General features: G+C 65.3%; 15 protein-coding genes. 3 read left to right on the top strand and 12 right to left on the bottom strand.

The features are described 5' to 3' along the window. Positions 1 to 15 precede the first annotated feature (15 nt). From aroB to E8D38_RS03780, 8 genes are read right to left on the bottom strand one after another with little or no spacing between them, the layout of a single operon-like run. Positions 16 to 1134 (bottom strand): 3-dehydroquinate synthase, encoded by a 1119-nt coding sequence (aroB, locus tag E8D38_RS03745; protein ID WP_140626405.1) that lies wholly within the window; start codon positions 1132 to 1134, stop codon positions 16 to 18. 35 nt (positions 1135 to 1169) lie between these two features. Further along, a complete protein-coding gene (locus tag E8D38_RS03750) occupies positions 1170 to 1742 on the bottom strand; it encodes a shikimate kinase (protein WP_140626406.1) in 573 nt (190 codons plus the stop codon). Positions 1743 to 1749: 7 nt separating this feature from the next. Then, entirely contained in the window at positions 1750 to 3627 is a 1878-nt protein-coding gene (locus tag E8D38_RS03755) for an Ig-like domain-containing protein (protein ID WP_140626407.1), read from the bottom strand. Between the two features lie 37 nt (positions 3628 to 3664). Continuing rightward, entirely contained in the window at positions 3665 to 5818 is a 2154-nt protein-coding gene (locus tag E8D38_RS03760; RefSeq protein ID WP_140626408.1) for a type IV pilus secretin PilQ, read from the bottom strand. Then, positions 5815 to 6330 (bottom strand): pilus assembly protein PilP, encoded by a 516-nt coding sequence (locus E8D38_RS03765; RefSeq protein WP_246099343.1) that lies wholly within the window; start codon positions 6328 to 6330, stop codon positions 5815 to 5817. Before E8D38_RS03765 ends, E8D38_RS03760 begins: the two co-directional genes overlap by 4 nt. A 17-nt stretch (positions 6331 to 6347) precedes the next feature. After that, positions 6348 to 7046, bottom strand: coding sequence for a type IV pilus inner membrane component PilO (locus E8D38_RS03770; RefSeq protein WP_140626410.1), 699 nt, complete (start codon positions 7044 to 7046; stop codon positions 6348 to 6350). An 8-nt stretch (positions 7047 to 7054) separates the two neighbouring features. After that, positions 7055 to 7717 carry a PilN domain-containing protein gene (locus E8D38_RS03775; RefSeq protein ID WP_140626411.1) on the bottom strand — a complete coding sequence of 221 codons (663 nt, stop codon included), beginning with the start codon at positions 7715 to 7717 and terminating at the stop codon, positions 7055 to 7057. Beyond that, on the bottom strand, positions 7714 to 8793 hold the full coding sequence (locus E8D38_RS03780; protein WP_140626412.1) for a pilus assembly protein PilM: 1080 nt from the start codon (positions 8791 to 8793) through the stop codon (positions 7714 to 7716). Before E8D38_RS03780 ends, E8D38_RS03775 begins: the two co-directional genes overlap by 4 nt. A 257-nt stretch (positions 8794 to 9050) precedes the next feature. Between E8D38_RS03780 and E8D38_RS03785 the strand changes: the two genes are divergently transcribed. Then, positions 9051 to 11411, top strand: coding sequence for a penicillin-binding protein 1A (locus E8D38_RS03785; RefSeq protein ID WP_219851636.1), 2361 nt, complete (start codon positions 9051 to 9053; stop codon positions 11409 to 11411). Here E8D38_RS03785 and cyaY read toward each other — a convergent pair. After that, the gene (cyaY, locus tag E8D38_RS03790) at positions 11401 to 11775 is read right to left on the bottom strand and encodes an iron donor protein CyaY (protein WP_140626413.1); all 375 of its coding nucleotides are present in this window, start codon (positions 11773 to 11775) and stop codon (positions 11401 to 11403) included. The two genes, E8D38_RS03785 and cyaY, sit on opposite strands and share 11 nt — an antisense overlap. 15 nt (positions 11776 to 11790) lie before the next feature. Here cyaY and lptM point away from each other — a divergent pair, with 15 nt between their 5' ends. Together lptM and lysA are read left to right on the top strand one after the other, a co-directional pair. Beyond that, positions 11791 to 11955, top strand: coding sequence for an LPS translocon maturation chaperone LptM (gene lptM, locus E8D38_RS29460; protein ID WP_425462744.1), 165 nt, complete (start codon positions 11791 to 11793; stop codon positions 11953 to 11955). After that, positions 11956 to 13233: a diaminopimelate decarboxylase gene (gene lysA / locus E8D38_RS03795; RefSeq protein ID WP_140626414.1), complete on the top strand. Its 1278-nt coding sequence runs from the start codon at positions 11956 to 11958 to the stop codon at positions 13231 to 13233. Positions 13234 to 13249: 16 nt separating this feature from the next. Here lysA and E8D38_RS03800 read toward each other — a convergent pair whose 3' ends face one another. Genes E8D38_RS03800 through E8D38_RS03810 form a run of 3 tightly spaced genes read right to left on the bottom strand, consistent with a single transcriptional unit; the run spans position 13250 to position 16186 of the window. Further along, entirely contained in the window at positions 13250 to 14266 is a 1017-nt protein-coding gene (locus E8D38_RS03800) for an ABC transporter ATP-binding protein (protein WP_140626415.1), read from the bottom strand. Beyond that, positions 14266 to 15267 carry an ABC transporter ATP-binding protein gene (locus E8D38_RS03805; protein ID WP_140626416.1) on the bottom strand — a complete coding sequence of 334 codons (1002 nt, stop codon included), beginning with the start codon at positions 15265 to 15267 and terminating at the stop codon, positions 14266 to 14268. The genes E8D38_RS03800 and E8D38_RS03805 overlap by 1 nt, the downstream gene beginning before the upstream one ends. Before the next feature lie 4 nt (positions 15268 to 15271). Then, positions 15272 to 16186 carry an ABC transporter permease gene (locus tag E8D38_RS03810; protein ID WP_140626417.1) on the bottom strand — a complete coding sequence of 305 codons (915 nt, stop codon included), beginning with the start codon at positions 16184 to 16186 and terminating at the stop codon, positions 15272 to 15274. Positions 16187 to 16200 lie beyond the last annotated feature (14 nt).

Here is a 16200-nt window from a genome sequence, read left to right on the forward strand (position 1 = left end):
GCGCGCTTCCGATCGTCAGCCGGTGTGGGCTTCCAGCACCTCACGAACCAACCCGTCCGGCGCCGCTCGCAACGCCGCTTGCCCGGGCTTTTCGATGACGACGAAGCGGATGTCGCCGGCCTCCGATTTCTTGTCCAGGCGCATGAGTTCGAGGTAGCGGTCAGCCCCCAGAGCCGGCCCCGTTGTGGGCAGGCCGGCACGCCGCACGAGTCCCGTGATCCGCTCCGCCAGAGCCGGCTCCACGAGGCCCAGGCGCACCGAAAGGTCGGCGGCCATGACCATGCCGCAGCCCACGGCCTCGCCATGCAACCATTCCCCATAGCCGAGACCCGCTTCGATGGCATGCCCGAACGTGTGTCCGAAGTTGAGGATGGCACGCAGACCGGTCTCCCGTTCGTCCGCGCCGACGACTGCTGCCTTGATCTCGCACGAGCGCTTGATCGCATGGGCAAGTGACTCGCGGTCTCGCGCCAGCAAGGCGTCGAGATTGCGTTCGAGCCAGTCGAAGAAGCTCATGTCGGCAATCGGACCGTACTTGATCACCTCGGCCAGCCCGGCCGACAGCTCCCGGCCGGGCAGGGTCGCCAGCGTGTCGAGATCGCAGACCACCAGCAGCGGCTGATAGAACGCGCCGATCATGTTCTTGCCCAGCGGGTGGTTGATGGCGGTCTTGCCGCCGACCGAAGAATCGACCTGGGCGAGCAGCGTGGTGGGCACCTGCACGAAGGGCACACCGCGCATGTAGCTCGCGGCTGCAAAGCCGGTCATGTCGCCGACGACCCCGCCACCCAGGGCATAAAGCACTGTCTTGCGGTCGCAGCCTTTGGTGAGCAGGGCGTCGAAGATGAGGTTGAGCGTCTGGAAGTCCTTGTGCGCTTCGCCATCGGGGAGTTCCACCACATGGACTCGCCCATGGCGCTTCATCAGCGAGGACCGGAGCCTCTGTCCATACAGCGGCCCCACCGTCGTGTTTGTCACGATGAGCGCGCTGGCCGAGCCCGGCAACGCGGCCCAGGTTGACGCCGCTTCGACCAGGCCGTCGCCGATCAGGATCTGGTAGCTGCGCTCGGCGAGTTCGATGCGTACGCGCTGGCTCGAAGGCGACGTTGCGGCCGCGGGATGTGTCTCACTCATGCGGCTAGTTTACGGGGCACTCGGGCCCCCGCCGCTCAACGGCGGGCGTTACCGTTCTCCACGGGCGACTGAGGGAAACCCGGGACCAGCACACCCGCGAGTTCCAGCTGCATCAGCACCGTGTTCACCAGCGTGGCAATGGAGGGGCGCCCCGTCTCCACGGTGAAGTGCGCAACTTCCTGGTACAGCGGATGCCGCTGCTGGTAGAGCTCCCGCAGCTTGGCGAGCGGATCCTTGCCCTGCAGCAGGGGACGCACCGTGTCATGCCGCAGCCGCTTGAAGAGCTCTTCCGGCCCCGAGTGCAGATAGACGACTGAGCTGTGCTTCCGCAGCAGTTCGCGGTTGGCAGGACGCAGGACGATACCGCCCCCGGTTGCCAACACCGCCGGTCCGGCCCCGGCTTCGCCTGTCAGCGAGCGCAACACCTCGGACTCGACGTCGCGAAAGGCTGCCTCTCCGTGTTCCTCGAAGAACGTGCGAATAGTCTGGCCTATTCGTCGCTCGATCGCTGCGTCCGTATCAACGAAATTGGCCCGCAACCTGCGGGCCAATTGTTTCCCGACGGTGGACTTGCCCCCGCCGGGCATGCCGACTAGCGATATCAGCACCTTTGCATCAGTTCGCCACGGCACATGCGTTGACGCCGAACGGGCTCACGACACCAGCGGGACTCGAGTTGGTGTTGCTGAGATCGCTTGCCAATGCCGGAACAATGAACGTGACTTCCTTGCTGGACTCAGTACCGGCGACCACTGCTTCGGCACGCAGCGTGACGCGTACCCACAGCGCGTAGCTCTCTGCGTAGATGAGTGACACGGTCGCACGACCCTGGGCGTCAGTGGTCACCGTTCCCCTGGACAACGAGATGACGTTGCCAGGCTCCAGGATGCCGTTACTGTTGGCGTCTTCGTTGAGGGCAACGTCCAGAACACCGTTGAAGTTGCTGTCTTCGTTCGCGCAAGTCGAGATCGTGCTAGCGCTGTAGCCCCAACCGCCGCTTCCCACGGCCAGCCTGCCCTTGAGGTACTCCACCGGCAGGACCTTCATCGTGAGGGTCACGTTCGGAACGGCAACACCGTTGGCATCCGTGACGTAAACCACCCAATCCTTCTGGTAGGTCTGATCATCGATGTTGATGATCGTGTTGCCCGTGCCCAGAGCGATGAACAGCGCGCTCTGGTTCACCGTAAGGCTGGCGTCACCGGACACGGCGGTCCCCGCAACGGTGGCCCGCACCTGCACACCATTGCTGGCCGTCGTGAGCGCCCCGGCGACATACTGAACCGATGCCTGACCCGCGCTGTCGGTCAGACCGGAAGCTTGCGACAGGTTGCCGCCGCTCGGGTCAACCAGACGGCTGAAGTTGACCGTGGCACCCTTCACCGGGTTGCCGTTGGCATCCGTCACAGTTGCAAGCAGCTTCGCCTGCTGAGCGGTGGATCCGCTGGCGTTTGGGCCAATCGCGGTGGGCGAAACTTGCAGCACCAACTTGGCAGCGACAGTGGCCACGAATTCGACCGGCAAGGTCGCCTGTGCAGGCGGAGTACCGGTCAACGTGGCTTGCACGATAGCGGGAGCTGCCGTGGCAGAGCGGACACGGGTGGTGGCCTCACCGCTTGCATTGGTGACGATGGTGGCGGTTTCGACCTCGCCCGCAGTGGCGGCGAAGTTGACGGTTCGGCCGGCCTGCGGTTGCCCGCCCTGGACGTAGCGGACCCTGATTTCTTGCCAGGTTCCAACCGGAACAGCCGTGTTGGCGGCCGGGCTCACGAACTGGAAGTTCTCACCGCTGATGATCACCGACGTGGTTCGCACCACACCACCGCCGGTAAACGTCACTTGATCGGTCCCGGAGTTGGTAGCGGTGTATGTGACTGACGCCAAACCCGAAGCGTTGGTGGTCAGGCTTGTCGAGGACAACCCGTTGCCGAGCGAACTTGCCACAGTGATGGGCAAGTTGGCGATGGCGATCCCTTTGGAGTCGGTCGCTGTCACCGTCATCGAGCTGGTGCCGCTGAACGCCACGGTCGTTTCACCCGCATAGGAAAGCGTGGTACCGGTCGCTTCGATGTTCACCGACCCGGATACGGTTCCTGCGGTCGCCGTTACCGCCACGGTTCGGTTCGACTTGTTGGCGCCGACCGACACGCTGGCCGTTGCAATGCCGTTGTCATCAGTAACGGCCGACACGCCGGTCAGCGTACCGGTATCGCTAGAGAACATCACCGGTGTGTCTGCGAGCGCTACGTTGCCCGTGCCTTTCACGACGGCCGTGACCGTGATCGCGTCGCCGCCCGTGCCCATCTGGGGCGAGCTGGTCAACACGTCAACCGCAACGACAGTTGGTGCCGGCGTCGGCGTCGGGCCGGGCGTCGGGGTGGTCCCGCCGCCGCCACCGAATGGCGGCGTCCCAGAGCTTCCTCCGCCGCCGCCGCAACCGGCCAGGATGGCGAGCGTCACCGCCCCTGAGGCGACCCACTTGAAAAGATTCATGACTTGTTCTCGCAAAGCACTTAATTGACACGCACGATCAACGTGCAGCCGACCTATCGGTAATGACCTTCGGCGTCAGGAACACGAGCAGCTCCGACTTGTTGGCCGTGCGCGTTCTCTGCTTGAAGAGGTTACCCAGCACCGGGATGTCGCCCAGCAGGGGCACCTTGGTGACTTCGTCGCGCTCGAGTTGCTCGAAGATGCCGCCGATCACCACCGTACCGCCGTTTTCCACCAGCACTTGTGTCTTGACGTGCTTGGTATCGATCGCGAAGCCGGCGGCAGTCTGGCGACCGACGCTGTCCTTGTTCACGTCGACGTCCAGGATGATGTTGCCCTCGGGCGTGATCTGAGGCGTCACTTCGAGCTTCAGGTTGGCCTTGCGGAAGGCGATGGCCGTTGCGCCGCTGGAGGTCGCCGTCTGGTAAGGCAGCTCCGTACCTTGCTCGATGAGGGCCTTCACCTGGTCGGCGGTGATCACACGCGGGCTCGACACGATCTTGCCCTTGCCGTCTGCTTCGAGTGCGGACAGTTCCAGGTTCAGGAACCGGTTCGAGCTGGCGCCGAACAACGAGAGCGCAAAGCTTGCGGCGTTGAAGCCCAGCTGGCCGGTAGCAGGCAGGTTCACGAACTGCGTGTTGGGGATGTAGCTCTCGCCGGTGACTTCAGCCTGACGGGTCTGTTCACCGACGCCCAGGTAGTTGCCGGTGACGGCCACACGGTTGTTGCCGCCGACGCTCCAGCCGGGCGTGCCGCCACGGAGGCCACGCATGTCCGCCGCGCCCAGCTTCGCGCCCAGAGAACGGCCGAACCGGTCGTCAGCTTCGACGATGCGCGCCTCGATCAGCACCTGGCGCACCGGGATGTCGATCTTGGCGATCAGCCCCGTGATCTCTTCGAGCTTGGATGGGATGTCGTTGACGAACAGCTGATTGGTCCGCGTTTCGAAGATGACGCTGCCACGAGGCGACAGAATGCGGGTGGGCTGCGCCCCACCGGTGCTTTGACCCGTGAGGCCCTTGGCTACCTCTTCAGCCTTCGTGTAGTTGAGCTGGAAGGCTTGCGTGCGCAGCGGTTCGAGCTGGGCAACCTGAACCTTCGCCTCGAGGTCGAGCTTTTCCTTGGCAGCCAGCTCGTCCTTGGGCGCGATCCAGATCACATTGCCCGACTTCTTCAGGCCCAGTCCCTTCGCCTGCAGGATGATGTCGAGCGCCTGGTCCCAGGGGACGTCCTTCAGGCGCAGGGTCACGCTGCCGGTCACCGTGTCGCTGGTCACGACGTTGAAGTTGGTGAAGTCGGCGATGACTTGCAGCAGCGAGCGAACTTCGATGTTCTGGAAGTTCAGCGACAGCTTCTCGCCCGCATAGCCAGGTCCTTGCGTGAGCTTGTTCGGGTCGACCTTCTGCGGGCGGACTTCCAGCACGAACTGGTTGTCCGTCTGGTAGGCGCTGTGCTCCCAGTTGCCACGAGGTTCGACCACCATGCGCACGCGATCGCCGTTCTGGAACGCAGACACGGTTTGCACGGGCGTGCCGAAGTCGGTGACGTCGAGGCGACGGCGCAAGCTCTCAGGCAAGGTGGAGCGCAGGAACTCGACCACCAGGCTCTGACCTTGCTGGCGGATGTCGACACCCACCTGGGTGTTGGGCAGTTCCACCACGACACGGCCGGCACCGTCTTGTCCACGACGGAAGTCGATGTCCTTGAGCGCCAGCTGAGCGCGATTCTGGCTCTCGGCGAAGTGCACGGGCTCGGAGGATGCAGCTGCAGCGGCTGCCTGTTGTGTCGACTCCAGCACGACCAGCAACGCCTTGCCCTGGACCTGCGTCTTGTAGTTGGCCGGCTGCTTGAGGTTCAGCACCAGGCGCGTACGTTCACCCGCCTGCGCCACGCTCGCCGATCGGACGTTGCCCTGGTTGATGTCGATGCTGTTGCGGCCCAGCGCATTGCCGACGCCGGGAAGATCCAGCGCGATACGGGGAGGCGTCTGGATCGCGAACCCGGCGGGCGCAGTGGCCAGCGGCTCCGAGAACTCGATGCGCACGACTTCCGCGCCCGCCTGAGTGCTCGTGTTGATCGATTGAATGGCGTTTTGTGCCCATGCGAGCGCGGGTGCGCCGAAGAACACAGCGAGCGCCAACACTCGTGCCCGCCACATCGTCATGATCCGTGTCTCCTGAATGCTCTTCATCGCGCTTTCTCCTGAAGCTGCAGCGTGGTGACGCGCTCGATCCACTCGCCTGCAGCGTCCTGAACGATCTCCCGAAGCGCGATTTCGGTTTCGGAGATCTTGGTGATCTTTCCGTAGTTCTGGCCGATGTAGTCGCCCACCTTCACCTGGTAGAGCAGGCTATCGACCTTCAGCAGTGCGTACTGGCGGCCCTGCTTGGACACACTGCCGACCATGGCCAGGTTATCCAGCGGATACGCTTCCAGCGGCTCCTTGCGACGGTTCACTTCGGCCGCCAGCAGGGAATTCGGCTGCCGCGCTTCCTGCTTGAGCGCCACCACCAACTTTTGCGTGCTGAAAGGCTCGACACTGCTCAGCGCCAGATAGGGCTGGGGGTCGAATTTCTTCGGCGGCGACAGCGGAGGCACGTTCGGGCGCACCTCGCGCTTTTGCTGCTCCATCCACTGCTGCAGTTCGTCCTGGTCACCCGAACAACCGCTCAGGGCGGCCGCTGCCAGCGCGGCAAGAAGCATGGGGAGGTTGCTGTACCTCATTTCTTGGCGCCCCCCGGAGTCTTGCTCTTGCTCTTGGCAGCTGCAGCCTTCTGCTCTGCCACTTCCGTCGGGTCGAGGTAACGGTAGGTGCGCGCCGTCGTCTCCATGGCCAGCACGCCGCTGGCGTCCTTGTTGGCAGTGATGTTGAGGTTGTGCAGCGTCACGATCCGGGACAGGTTGGCCACATCGGCCGCGAACGACCCGATGTCGTGATACCGCCCGGAGACCTTCACTGCGATCGGCAGCTCGGCGTAGTACTCCTTGGCGACCACCTGGCCGGGCCGGAACAGCTCGAACTGAAGGCCGCGGCCAAGCCCGGCCTGGTTGATGTCGGACAGCAATGCGTCCATTTCTGCCTTGCCCGGCAACTGCTTCTCGAGTTGGGTCACGTACTCCTCGACTTGCAGCTTCTGCTTGCGCAATTCGCCCAGGTTGATCGCTTGGCTGAGCTTGCTCCGGTAGTCGGACTTGAGGGTCGGCTCCTTCGCGCGTACAGCTTCCAACTCGTCCGTGGTGCTTGAAAGCAGCAGGAACCAGGCGAGCACCACCATCACCACTGCCAGGGCTACGAAGGCGGCCAGCTTGGGCAGAGTCGGCCACTGGCCGGGCTCGTTCGGATTCAGCCCCCGGAATTGGGAGGCGGCTTGCTCGAGGACCGAGTTGAGGTCGACATTGAGCTTGGGTTTTGTCGCCATGGGGTGCCTCAGGGTTGCTTGGAGGCCACCGGGGTGCCGGGCTTGGCGGCGGGAACCGCGGAGGCGCCGGCTGCAGGTGCAGATGCCCCCGCTGCGGCAGCCGCCACGTCTTGCGGCCGCTTCAATCCGAGCCGGACCGAGAAGTCGAACAGTCGCTTCTGCTCCTTGTTCGCGGTGGTGATGTTCGCAGCCTTGATCTCCACCAGCTCGGGTCGCTGGACCCAGGGCGAGTTGTAGGCCGTGTTGCGCAGGAACTCGGAAACCCGCTCGTTGGTCTGTGCAACGCCGGTGACCGTGACGTTCTGGCCGTCTTGTTTGACGGCTGTCAGATACACGCCCTCCGGCGTCTGCTTGACCAGCTCGTTCAGCAGGTGGACAGGCATGTTGCGATCGGTCTGGAGGTCCTCGACCGCCTTCTGCCGCGCCTTGAGCGCCTCGATCTCGGCACGCAAGGTGGCGATGTCCTTGATCTGCTCTTCCAGCTTCTTGATCTCGGCCGTCAGGTAGGCATTGCGTTCCTGCTGCGTGGTGATCATCTGCTGCAGCACGAGGTACCAGACACCGGCGACGGCAATACCGGCGACGGCAGCCAGCCCCAAGCCGGCGAAAAACGCCTGCTTCCGCCGCGCCCGCTTTTCCTCGCGGTGCGGCAATAGGTTGATGAGGATCATTGCAGGAACCTCCGCATCGCCAGGCCGCAAGCCGTGAGGTACGACGGCGCTTCACGACGCAGCTTGCTTTCGCGAACGGCGGAGCCGAGCTTCATGTTGTCGAACGGGTTCACCACCATCGATGCGAAGCCGGTCAGCTCGGTCACCCGCTCCTTCAGGCCAGGCAGGGTGGCTGTGCCGCCGGCCAGCATCACGTAATGCACCTTGTGATGCGGCGTGCTGGTGAAGAAGTACTGAAGCGCCCGGCCGATTTCCTGCGACAGGCTGTCGACGAAGGGCGCGAGGATGGAAGCCTCGTAGTCCTCCGGCAGGTCGGCCGACAGCTTCTTCTGCTCGGCCTCCTCGAAGGAGAAGCCGTACTGACGCGAGATCAGCTGAGTGAGCTGCGACCCGCCAAAGGCCTGGTCGCGGTCGTAGAGCATCTCGTCGTCGCGCAGCACCTTGAGACTGGTGGTGTCGGCGCCGATCTCGAACAGTGCCACCAGCGCATCGCGCCCCTCATTGGGCAGCGAGCTGACGACACGGCCCATGGCCAGCCGCGAAGCGTGCGACTCGATGTCGAGCACCACAGGCTTGAGGCCGGCGGCTTCGGCCAGGCCTTGCCGGTCCTGCACGCGATCCTTGCGCGACGCGGCGATCAGCACTTCGACGTCTCCCACCGAGGTGGCACTCGGCCCGATGACGCAGAAGTCGAGACTTACCTCGTCGAGCGAGAAGGGGATGTACTGGTTGGCCTCGGACTCGACCTGCAGCTCCATCTCTTCTTCGCGCAGGCCCGCGGGCAGCATGATCTTCTTGGTGATGACCGCCGACTGGGGCATCGCCATCGCCACATGCTTGGTCCTGGTGCCGCTCTTGACGACCACCCGCTTCACGGCTTCGGCCACTTCATCGAACTTCTCGATCTGGCCGTCGGTGATCCAGCCTTTTTCGAAGCTCTCGGTCGCAAACCGCTCGACCACATATTCGCCAGAACTCGACTGGCCCAGTTCCACCAGCTTCACGCTCGACGAACTGATATCGAGCCCGATGAGCGGCGAATGCTTGCGGCCCAACAGAACGTCAAGAAATCCCACGCCCGTCCCCCAACACGCCCAGGCAAAAGCACGCCTGGATTGTTAATAAGTTACTTCAATGCTAGCAGTAAAGTCTTTGTGCAACAAAGCTTTTTCCGGTTCGGAGAGTGCGCCATAGTTGCGAAACGCCGACGTCTTACACACTGTCACAGCGCCCAAAGGGAAAGCCCTGAGGCCCCTTCCCGAACCGTCGGGGCGAGTTCGGAGCCGCGTCAGACCGCTTCCTATAATTTCCCGCGCAACCCCCTTGGAGGCCCATGAGCCAAGTTGAGCGCGACGCTCCCGTTCGCCTGTTTTCGTCACTTCCGCCTTGGGCTCAAGGCGTCGCCCGCTATTTCACGTGGCTGCTGGGGCTGGCGGCGGCAGCCACGCTGCTAGTGGCCATGATGGTCGCCATTGCGCTGGCGGTGGCGTATCCGAACCTTCCCGAGATCAGCGGCCTCACCGACTACAGGCCCAAGCTGCCGATGCGCGTCTACGCAGCCGACGGCGTGATGATTGGCGAGTTCGGCGAGGAGCGGCGCAACTTCGTACCCATCCGCGAGATCCCGAAGGTGATGCAGGACGCGGTGCTGGCCATCGAGGATGCACGCTTCTACCAGCATCAGGGCGTGGACTACCTTGGCGTCATCCGCGCCGGGCTGGCCCAGTTCAGCGAGGCCAAGAGCCAGGGCGCCTCCACCATCACGATGCAGGTGGCGCGCAACTTCTACCTGTCCACCGAGAAGACCTTCACCCGCAAGATCTACGAGATCCTGCTGGCCCTGAAGATCGAGACCTTGCTGACCAAGGACCAGATCCTCGAGGTCTACATGAACCAGATCTACCTGGGGCAGCGCGCCTATGGGTTTGCCGCCGCCAGCGAGATCTACTTCGGCAAGCCGCTGAAGGACCTGACGGTGGCAGAGGCCGCCATGCTGGCTGGCCTGCCCAAGGCACCGTCGGCCTACAACCCGATCGTGAACCCGAAGCGCGCGAAGCTGCGGCAGCAGTACATCATCGACCGGATGTACGAGAACGCCTTCATCACCGAAGAGCAGCACGACGAAGCCAAGGCGCAGGAACTCAAGTACCGCGCCCCGCTGGCCATGCCGGTGCATGCCGAGTACGTGGCCGAGGTGGCACGGCAGCTGATCTTCAGCCAGTACGGCGAAGACGCCTACACGCGGGGGCTGAACGTCTACACCTCGGTGCTGGCACCGGAGCAGACGGTGGCCTACCGCGCGCTTCGCAGGGGGATCATGGACTACGAGCGCCGCCAGTTCTATCGCGGCCCGGAGGGCTACATTGACCTCCCCGCAGACCCCAAGTCGCTCGATGCGCGCATCGCAGAAGCGCTGGAAGAGCACCCCGACAACGACGAAGTCAAGGCTGCCGTGGTGCTGGAGGCCGACGCGAAGAAGGTGGTGGCAGCCCTGCAGAACGGCGAAACGATCACGATCACCGGTGAAGGGCTGCGCCCGGCCGCTTCGGGCCTGTCCGAAAAGGCCAACCCGAAGGTCCGCATCCGCCGGGGCGCGGTGATCCGCATGGTCAAGGGCGCGAAGGACGTGTGGTCGATCACGCAGTTGCCCGAGGTGGAAGGCGCTTTCGTCGCCATGGACCCGCGCACCGGGCACATCCGCGCGATGGTGGGCGGCTTCGACTATGCGAAGAACAAGTTCAACCACGTGACGCAGGCTTGGCGCCAGCCTGGCTCGAGCTTCAAGCCCTTCATCTATTCCGCAGCACTCGAGAAAGGTTTCACGCCCGCCACGGTGGTGAACGACGCGCCGCTGTTCTTCGGCGCTGACACCACCGGCAGCCAGCCTTGGGAGCCCAAGAACTACGACGGCACCTTCGAAGGCCCGATGTCGCTGCGCCGCGGCCTGGCCAAGTCGAAGAACATGGTGTCGATCCGCGTGTTGCAGGCCGTCAGCCCTGGCTACGCGCAGGAGTGGGTGTCACGCTTCGGCTTCGAGACCGAGAAGCACCCCGCCTACCTCACCATGGCCCTCGGCGCCGGCTCGGTGACGCCAATGCAGATGGCCGACGCGTATGCGGTGTTTGCCAACGGCGGTTACCGGATCAATCCGATGCTCGTGACCAAGGTGACCGACTCCAAAGGGCGGGTGCTGGCCGAGCCGAAACCCGTCCCGCTGGACGAGAGCATGCGCACACTCAACGCCCGCAACGCCTTCGTGATGACCAGCCTGCTGCAGGAGGTCACGCGCTCGGGCACCGCAGCCCGGGCACAGACCACGCTGAAGCGGACCGACATCTACGGCAAGACGGGTACGACCAACGACTCGATGGATGCTTGGTTCGCGGGCTTCCACCCGAGCCTCGTGGCGGTCGTCTGGATCGGCTATGACCAGCCGCGCAAGCTGGGCAGCCGCGAAACCGGCGGCGGCCTGTCGCTGCCGGTGTGGATCGACTACATGAGCTATGCGCTCAAGGGCGTGCCGGTGCAGGAAGCACAGGCGCCCGAAGGCGTCCTCAACATCGGCGGCGAGTGGTACTACGAAGAGTACGCACACGGCGGCGGCATCGCCAGCCTTGGCCTCGAGGACAAGACGGCCCCCACGGCGGCCGACACCGAAGAGAAGAAGAGCATCCTCGACCTGTTCAAGAACTGACGGCGGGCGGCTCGAACACCAGCGCCCGGCCGGCCTGCTCGCTGGCGCGGGCCGAAAGCTCCGCAAAGAACTCCTGGCCCGACTTGGTGTCCACCCAGCGCCCGCCGGCATAGCGGAAGTGGAAGCCGCCGCTGCGCGCAGCCAGCCACAGCTCGTGCAGGGGTGGCTGTGTGTTGATGACCATCTTGCTGCCGTTCGGAAAGCTCAGCTCCAGCAAGCCCCCGGTGCGGCTGGAGTCGATGTCGATCACGTCCTCCTGCAGCCACCGGTCGATGTGGGCCTCGATGCCTGACAACACTGCCCGCGTGAGGGCCTGGTACTCGCTGTCGGTCAGCGTCGAAGGTGATGGGTGCTCGGTGCTCATCTTTAGAATGCCGTGATGCGTCAACACTTCAGGATTCTAGGCAGGCGCGTTCCATCACTCGCGGTAGGTGCTTGCCTGCTCGCGGGGCTGATGGCCCTCGGAGCTTGCGGCCAGAAGGGCGCGCTCTACCTGCCTGCACCCGCTCCCGCCGCCTCGGCCCCTGCCTCCTCCTCCAAGTAAATGATCCTGCCCGGCTCCCCTTTCGTGGCCTATCGCGGCTCCGAGTTGTTCATCGAAGGCTGCTCGCTGCATGCGCTGGCGCGGCGCCACGGCTCGCCGCTCTATGTGTATTCGCGAAGCGCGATGCTGGCGTCGCTGGCCTCCTACCAGCGGGCATTGGCGGGGCGCAGGCACCTCATCTGCTACGCGATGAAGGCCAACTCGACCCTGGCGGTGCTGCAGACCTTCGCGCAGGCGGGCTGCGGCTTCGACATCGTGTCGGGCGGCGAGCTCGAACGCGTGCTGGCCGCCGGCGGTGACCCGTCCAAGGTGGTGTTCTCCGGCGTCGGCAAGACGCGCGCCGAAATGCGCCGTGCGCTGGAAGCGGGCGTGCGCTGCTTCAACGTGGAAAGCGAGCCCGAGCTGGAGCTGCTGTCGCAGGTGGCGGTCGAATGCGGCCGCACCGCGCAGGTGAGCCTGCGCGTCAACCCCGACGTGGACGCCGGCACCCATCCCTACATCTCCACCGGCCTGAAGGGCAACAAGTTCGGCATCGCGCACCAGCGCGCCGTGGTCACCTACCAACGCGCCGCACAGCTGCCGGGCCTCGCGGTCGCAGGCATCGATTGCCACATCGGCTCCCAGATCACCGAAACCGGCCCCTATCTCGATGCACTCGACCGGGTGCTCGACCTCGTCGAAGCGGTGGAACAGTCCGGCATCGCCCTGCACCACCTCGACCTCGGCGGCGGGTTGGGCATCACCTACACCGACGAGACACCGCCCAGCGCCGAGGCGCTGGTGCGACGGCTGCTCGCGCGCATCGACGAGCGCGGCCATGGCCACCGCGAGATCCTGTTCGAGCCGGGCCGCTCTCTGGTCGGCAACGCGGGCGTGCTGGTCACCGAGGTGCTGTACCTCAAGCCGGGCGAGGCCAAGAACTTCTGCATCGTGGATGCGGCGATGAACGACCTGATGCGCCCGGCCATGTACGAGGCCTACATGCAGATCGTCGCCTGCCGGCAGCGCGACGACACTGCGGCCCTCACCTGGGACGTCGCCGGCCCGGTGTGCGAGTCGGGCGACTGGCTGGGCCGCGACCGTTCGCTGGCAGTGCAGCCCGGCGACACGCTGGCGGTGCTGTCGGCCGGCGCCTATGGCATGAGCATGGCCAGCAACTACAACACACGCGGGCGCGCGGCCGAAGTCATGGTCGACGGCGACCAGGCCTGGTTGATCCGCGAGCGCGAAGCCGCGAACGAACTGTTCCGCCTCGAGAAGCTGCTGCCCTCGGCTTGAGGGCAGCCCCGGCCGGTCAGATCCGGCCTTCGGTCACCGCATGGCAGGCCACCTTGATGCCGGCGAAGTCGGCCAGGACCGGCCGCTCGGCCTTGCAGCGTTCGTTGGCATGCGGGCAGCGCGGGTGGAAGGCACAGCCGCTGGGCGGGCTCAGCGGATTGGGCACCTCACCCTGCACCGGCGTGCGGGCACGACCGCTCATATGGATGTCCGGTATCGCGTCGAGCAGCATGCGGGTGTAGGGGTGCCGCGGCTGTGCGAACAGCGTGCGCTTCGGCGCGAGCTCGACGAGGCGGCCCAGGTACATCACGCCGACGTCGTCGCTCACATGCCGCACCACCGCGAGGTTGTGTGAAATGAACAGGTAGGTGAGGCCGCGCTGGCGCTGCAGGTCCTTCATGATGTTGAGCACCTGCGCCTGCACCGACACGTCGAGCGCCGACGTCGGCTCGTCGCACACCAGGAACTCCGGCTGGGTGGCCAGCGCGCGGGCGATCGAGATGCGCTGGCGCTGGCCCCCCGAAAACTGGTGCGGGAACTTCTCCATGTCGGCCGCCGCCAGCCCAACGGACTGGAGCAGCTCGCCGACCCGCTCGCGCAGCTCGAACCTGCCCTGGATGAGCCCATGCTCCAGCAGCGGCTCGCCGATGATCGCCTCCACCTTCCAGCGAGGATTGAGGCTGGCATACGGGTCCTGGAAGATCATCTGCATGCGCCGGCGCAGCGCCTTGCCACCACCACCACCACCGCCGCCGTTGCCGTCGCCGAAGCCCTGCGCCGTGTCGATGCCGTCGAAGCCGACCTTGCCGCGCGTGGGCGCATACAGCCCCACCAGCAGCCGCGCCACGGTGCTCTTGCCGCAGCCTGATTCACCCACCAGCGCCAGCGTCTTGCCGCGCTCGATCGAGAAGCTGACGCCGTCGACCGCATAGACGTATTGCCTGGGCTTGCGCTCGACCACCCGGTTGAGCCACGGGGCCGACACGTCGAACACCTTTGCGAGGTCGTTCACCTCCACCAGCGAAGCCGACATCACGCCGCCTCCCGCATCACGTCGGTGGCATGCAGCCAGCAGGCGGCACGCGTGGCGCCGGCGTCCATCAGTTCGGGCCGCTCGAGGCGGCAGCGGTCGAAGGCCCTCGGGCAGCGAGGGTTGAAGGCGCAGCCGCGCGGAATCGCATTGAGCCGCGGCATCGAGCCGTCGATCTGGGTCAGGCGTTCGCGCTCTTCGTCCATGGCGGGTATCGAGCCCATGAGGCCGACGGTGTACGGATGCGCCGGCGCATGGATGACCGACTGCACCGGCCCGATTTCGGCAATGCGCCCGGCATACATCACGGCCACGCGGTCGCAGGTCTCGGCGATCACGCCCATGTCGTGGGTCACCAGCATCACCGCGGCGCCGTGCTCCTTGCACAGCCGCTTGAGCAGCGAAATGATCTGCGCCTGGATCGACACGTCGAGCGCGGTGGTCGGCTCGTCGGCCACGATGAGCTTCGGGTCTGCCGCCAGCGCCAGCGCAATGACGACACGCTGGCGCATGCCGCCCGAGAACTGGTGCGGATAGTGGTCGATCCGAGCCTCGGCCGCCGGGATGCCGGTCTCCTTGAGCAGCCGGATCGCCCGCTCCCGCGCCTCGGCCTTGCCGAGCCCGAGATGGGTCTGGATGGTCTCGACCAGCTGGCGGCCCACCGTGTACAGCGGGTTCAACGACGTGAGCGGGTCCTGGAAGATCGCCCCGATCTTGCGTCCGCGGATCTTGCGCATCTGCTCGTAGGGCAGGTTGTCGATCCGCTGGCCTTCGAGGCGGACCTCGCCGGACGCGATGCGGCCGGGCGGCTCCAGCAGGCCGATGATCGATGCGCCGGTGAGCGACTTGCCGGCGCCCGACTCGCCCACCACGCCGAGGATCTCGCCGGGTGCGATGTCGAAGGAGATGTCGTCGAGCGCGACCAGCGTGCCGCGGCGCGAAGGGAACTCGACGCGCAGGTTGCGCACCTCGAGCAGGGCGTTGTGTTGAGCAGGTGTGGCCATGGATTCAGCGCAGTCGCGGGTTCAGGGCGTCACGCAGCCAGTCGCCCAACAGGTTCACCGAGAGGGCGATCAGCACCAGCATCGCGCCGGGAAAGATCGTGATCCACCACTCGCCGCTGAACAGGAAGTCGTTGCCGATGCGAATGAGCGTACCGAGCGACGGCGAGGTGGGCGGAACGCCCACACCCAGGAAGGACAAGGTGGCCTCGATGATGATGGCCTGGGCCACCTGGATGGTCGCCAGCACCAGCACCGGGCCCAGCACGTTGGGCAGCACGTGGCGGCGCATGATGCGCAGCGACGACACGCCGATCACCCGCGCGGCCTGCACGTATTCCTTGTTGCGCTCCACCATGGTGGAGCCGCGCACCGTGCGCGCATAGTCGACCCACTTGGTCACCGCGATCGACAGGATGAGCACGGTGAAGGCCAGCGAGTCGTGCGCATTGGGGAACAGCGCCCGGCCCACGCCGTCGATCAGCAGCGCCACGAGGATGGCCGGGAACGAAAGCATGACGTCGCACAGCCGCATGATGAAAGCGTCGGTCTTGCCGCCCACGAAGCCGGACAGCAGCCCCAGGCCGACGCCCACCACCATCGACAGCACCACCGAGGCAAGCCCGACGAACAGCGAGATGCGTGCGCCGTACATCAGCGCCGACAGGATGTCGCGGCCCTGGTCGTCGGTGCCGAGGAGGTACTTGGTGCTGCCCTCGTCCATCCAGGCGGGCGGCAGCCGCGCGTCGCCGAGTTCCAGCGTGGCGAGGTCGAAAGGGTTGTGCGGCGCCACATAGCCGGCAAACGCCGCGCAGAAGATGCACACGAAGGCGATGACCGCTGCACCGATGGCCACCGGCGACGTGCGGAAGCTGTACCAGACGTCGCCGTCGAAGAAGCGTTGGAGAACTGTTGTGGTCATTCGCGGGCGGCTCC

The organism is Methylibium rhizosphaerae (assembly GCF_006386545.1).
GTDB classification, from domain to species: Bacteria; Pseudomonadota; Gammaproteobacteria; order Burkholderiales; family Burkholderiaceae_C; genus Pseudorivibacter; species Pseudorivibacter rhizosphaerae.

Coding starts and splice junctions, on each gene's coding strand:
- aroB (WP_140626405.1), bottom strand. CDS start 1,134: ATGAGTGAGACACATCCCGCGGCCGCAACGTCGCCTTCGAGCCAGCGC.
- E8D38_RS03755 (WP_140626407.1), bottom strand. CDS start 3,627: ATGAATCTTTTCAAGTGGGTCGCCTCAGGGGCGGTGACGCTCGCCATC.
- E8D38_RS03760 (WP_140626408.1), bottom strand. CDS start 5,818: ATGAAGAGCATTCAGGAGACACGGATCATGACGATGTGGCGGGCACGA.
- E8D38_RS03765 (WP_246099343.1), bottom strand. CDS start 6,330: ATGCTTCTTGCCGCGCTGGCAGCGGCCGCCCTGAGCGGTTGTTCGGGT.
- E8D38_RS03770 (WP_140626410.1), bottom strand. CDS start 7,046: ATGGCGACAAAACCCAAGCTCAATGTCGACCTCAACTCGGTCCTCGAG.
- E8D38_RS03775 (WP_140626411.1), bottom strand. CDS start 7,717: ATGATCCTCATCAACCTATTGCCGCACCGCGAGGAAAAGCGGGCGCGG.
- E8D38_RS03785 (WP_219851636.1), top strand. CDS start 9,051: ATGAGCCAAGTTGAGCGCGACGCTCCCGTTCGCCTGTTTTCGTCACTT.
- cyaY (WP_140626413.1), bottom strand. CDS start 11,775: ATGAGCACCGAGCACCCATCACCTTCGACGCTGACCGACAGCGAGTAC.
- lptM (WP_425462744.1), top strand. CDS start 11,791: ATGCGTCAACACTTCAGGATTCTAGGCAGGCGCGTTCCATCACTCGCG.
- lysA (WP_140626414.1), top strand. CDS start 11,956: ATGATCCTGCCCGGCTCCCCTTTCGTGGCCTATCGCGGCTCCGAGTTG.
- E8D38_RS03800 (WP_140626415.1), bottom strand. CDS start 14,266: ATGTCGGCTTCGCTGGTGGAGGTGAACGACCTCGCAAAGGTGTTCGAC.
- E8D38_RS03805 (WP_140626416.1), bottom strand. CDS start 15,267: ATGGCCACACCTGCTCAACACAACGCCCTGCTCGAGGTGCGCAACCTG.
- E8D38_RS03810 (WP_140626417.1), bottom strand. CDS start 16,186: ATGACCACAACAGTTCTCCAACGCTTCTTCGACGGCGACGTCTGGTAC.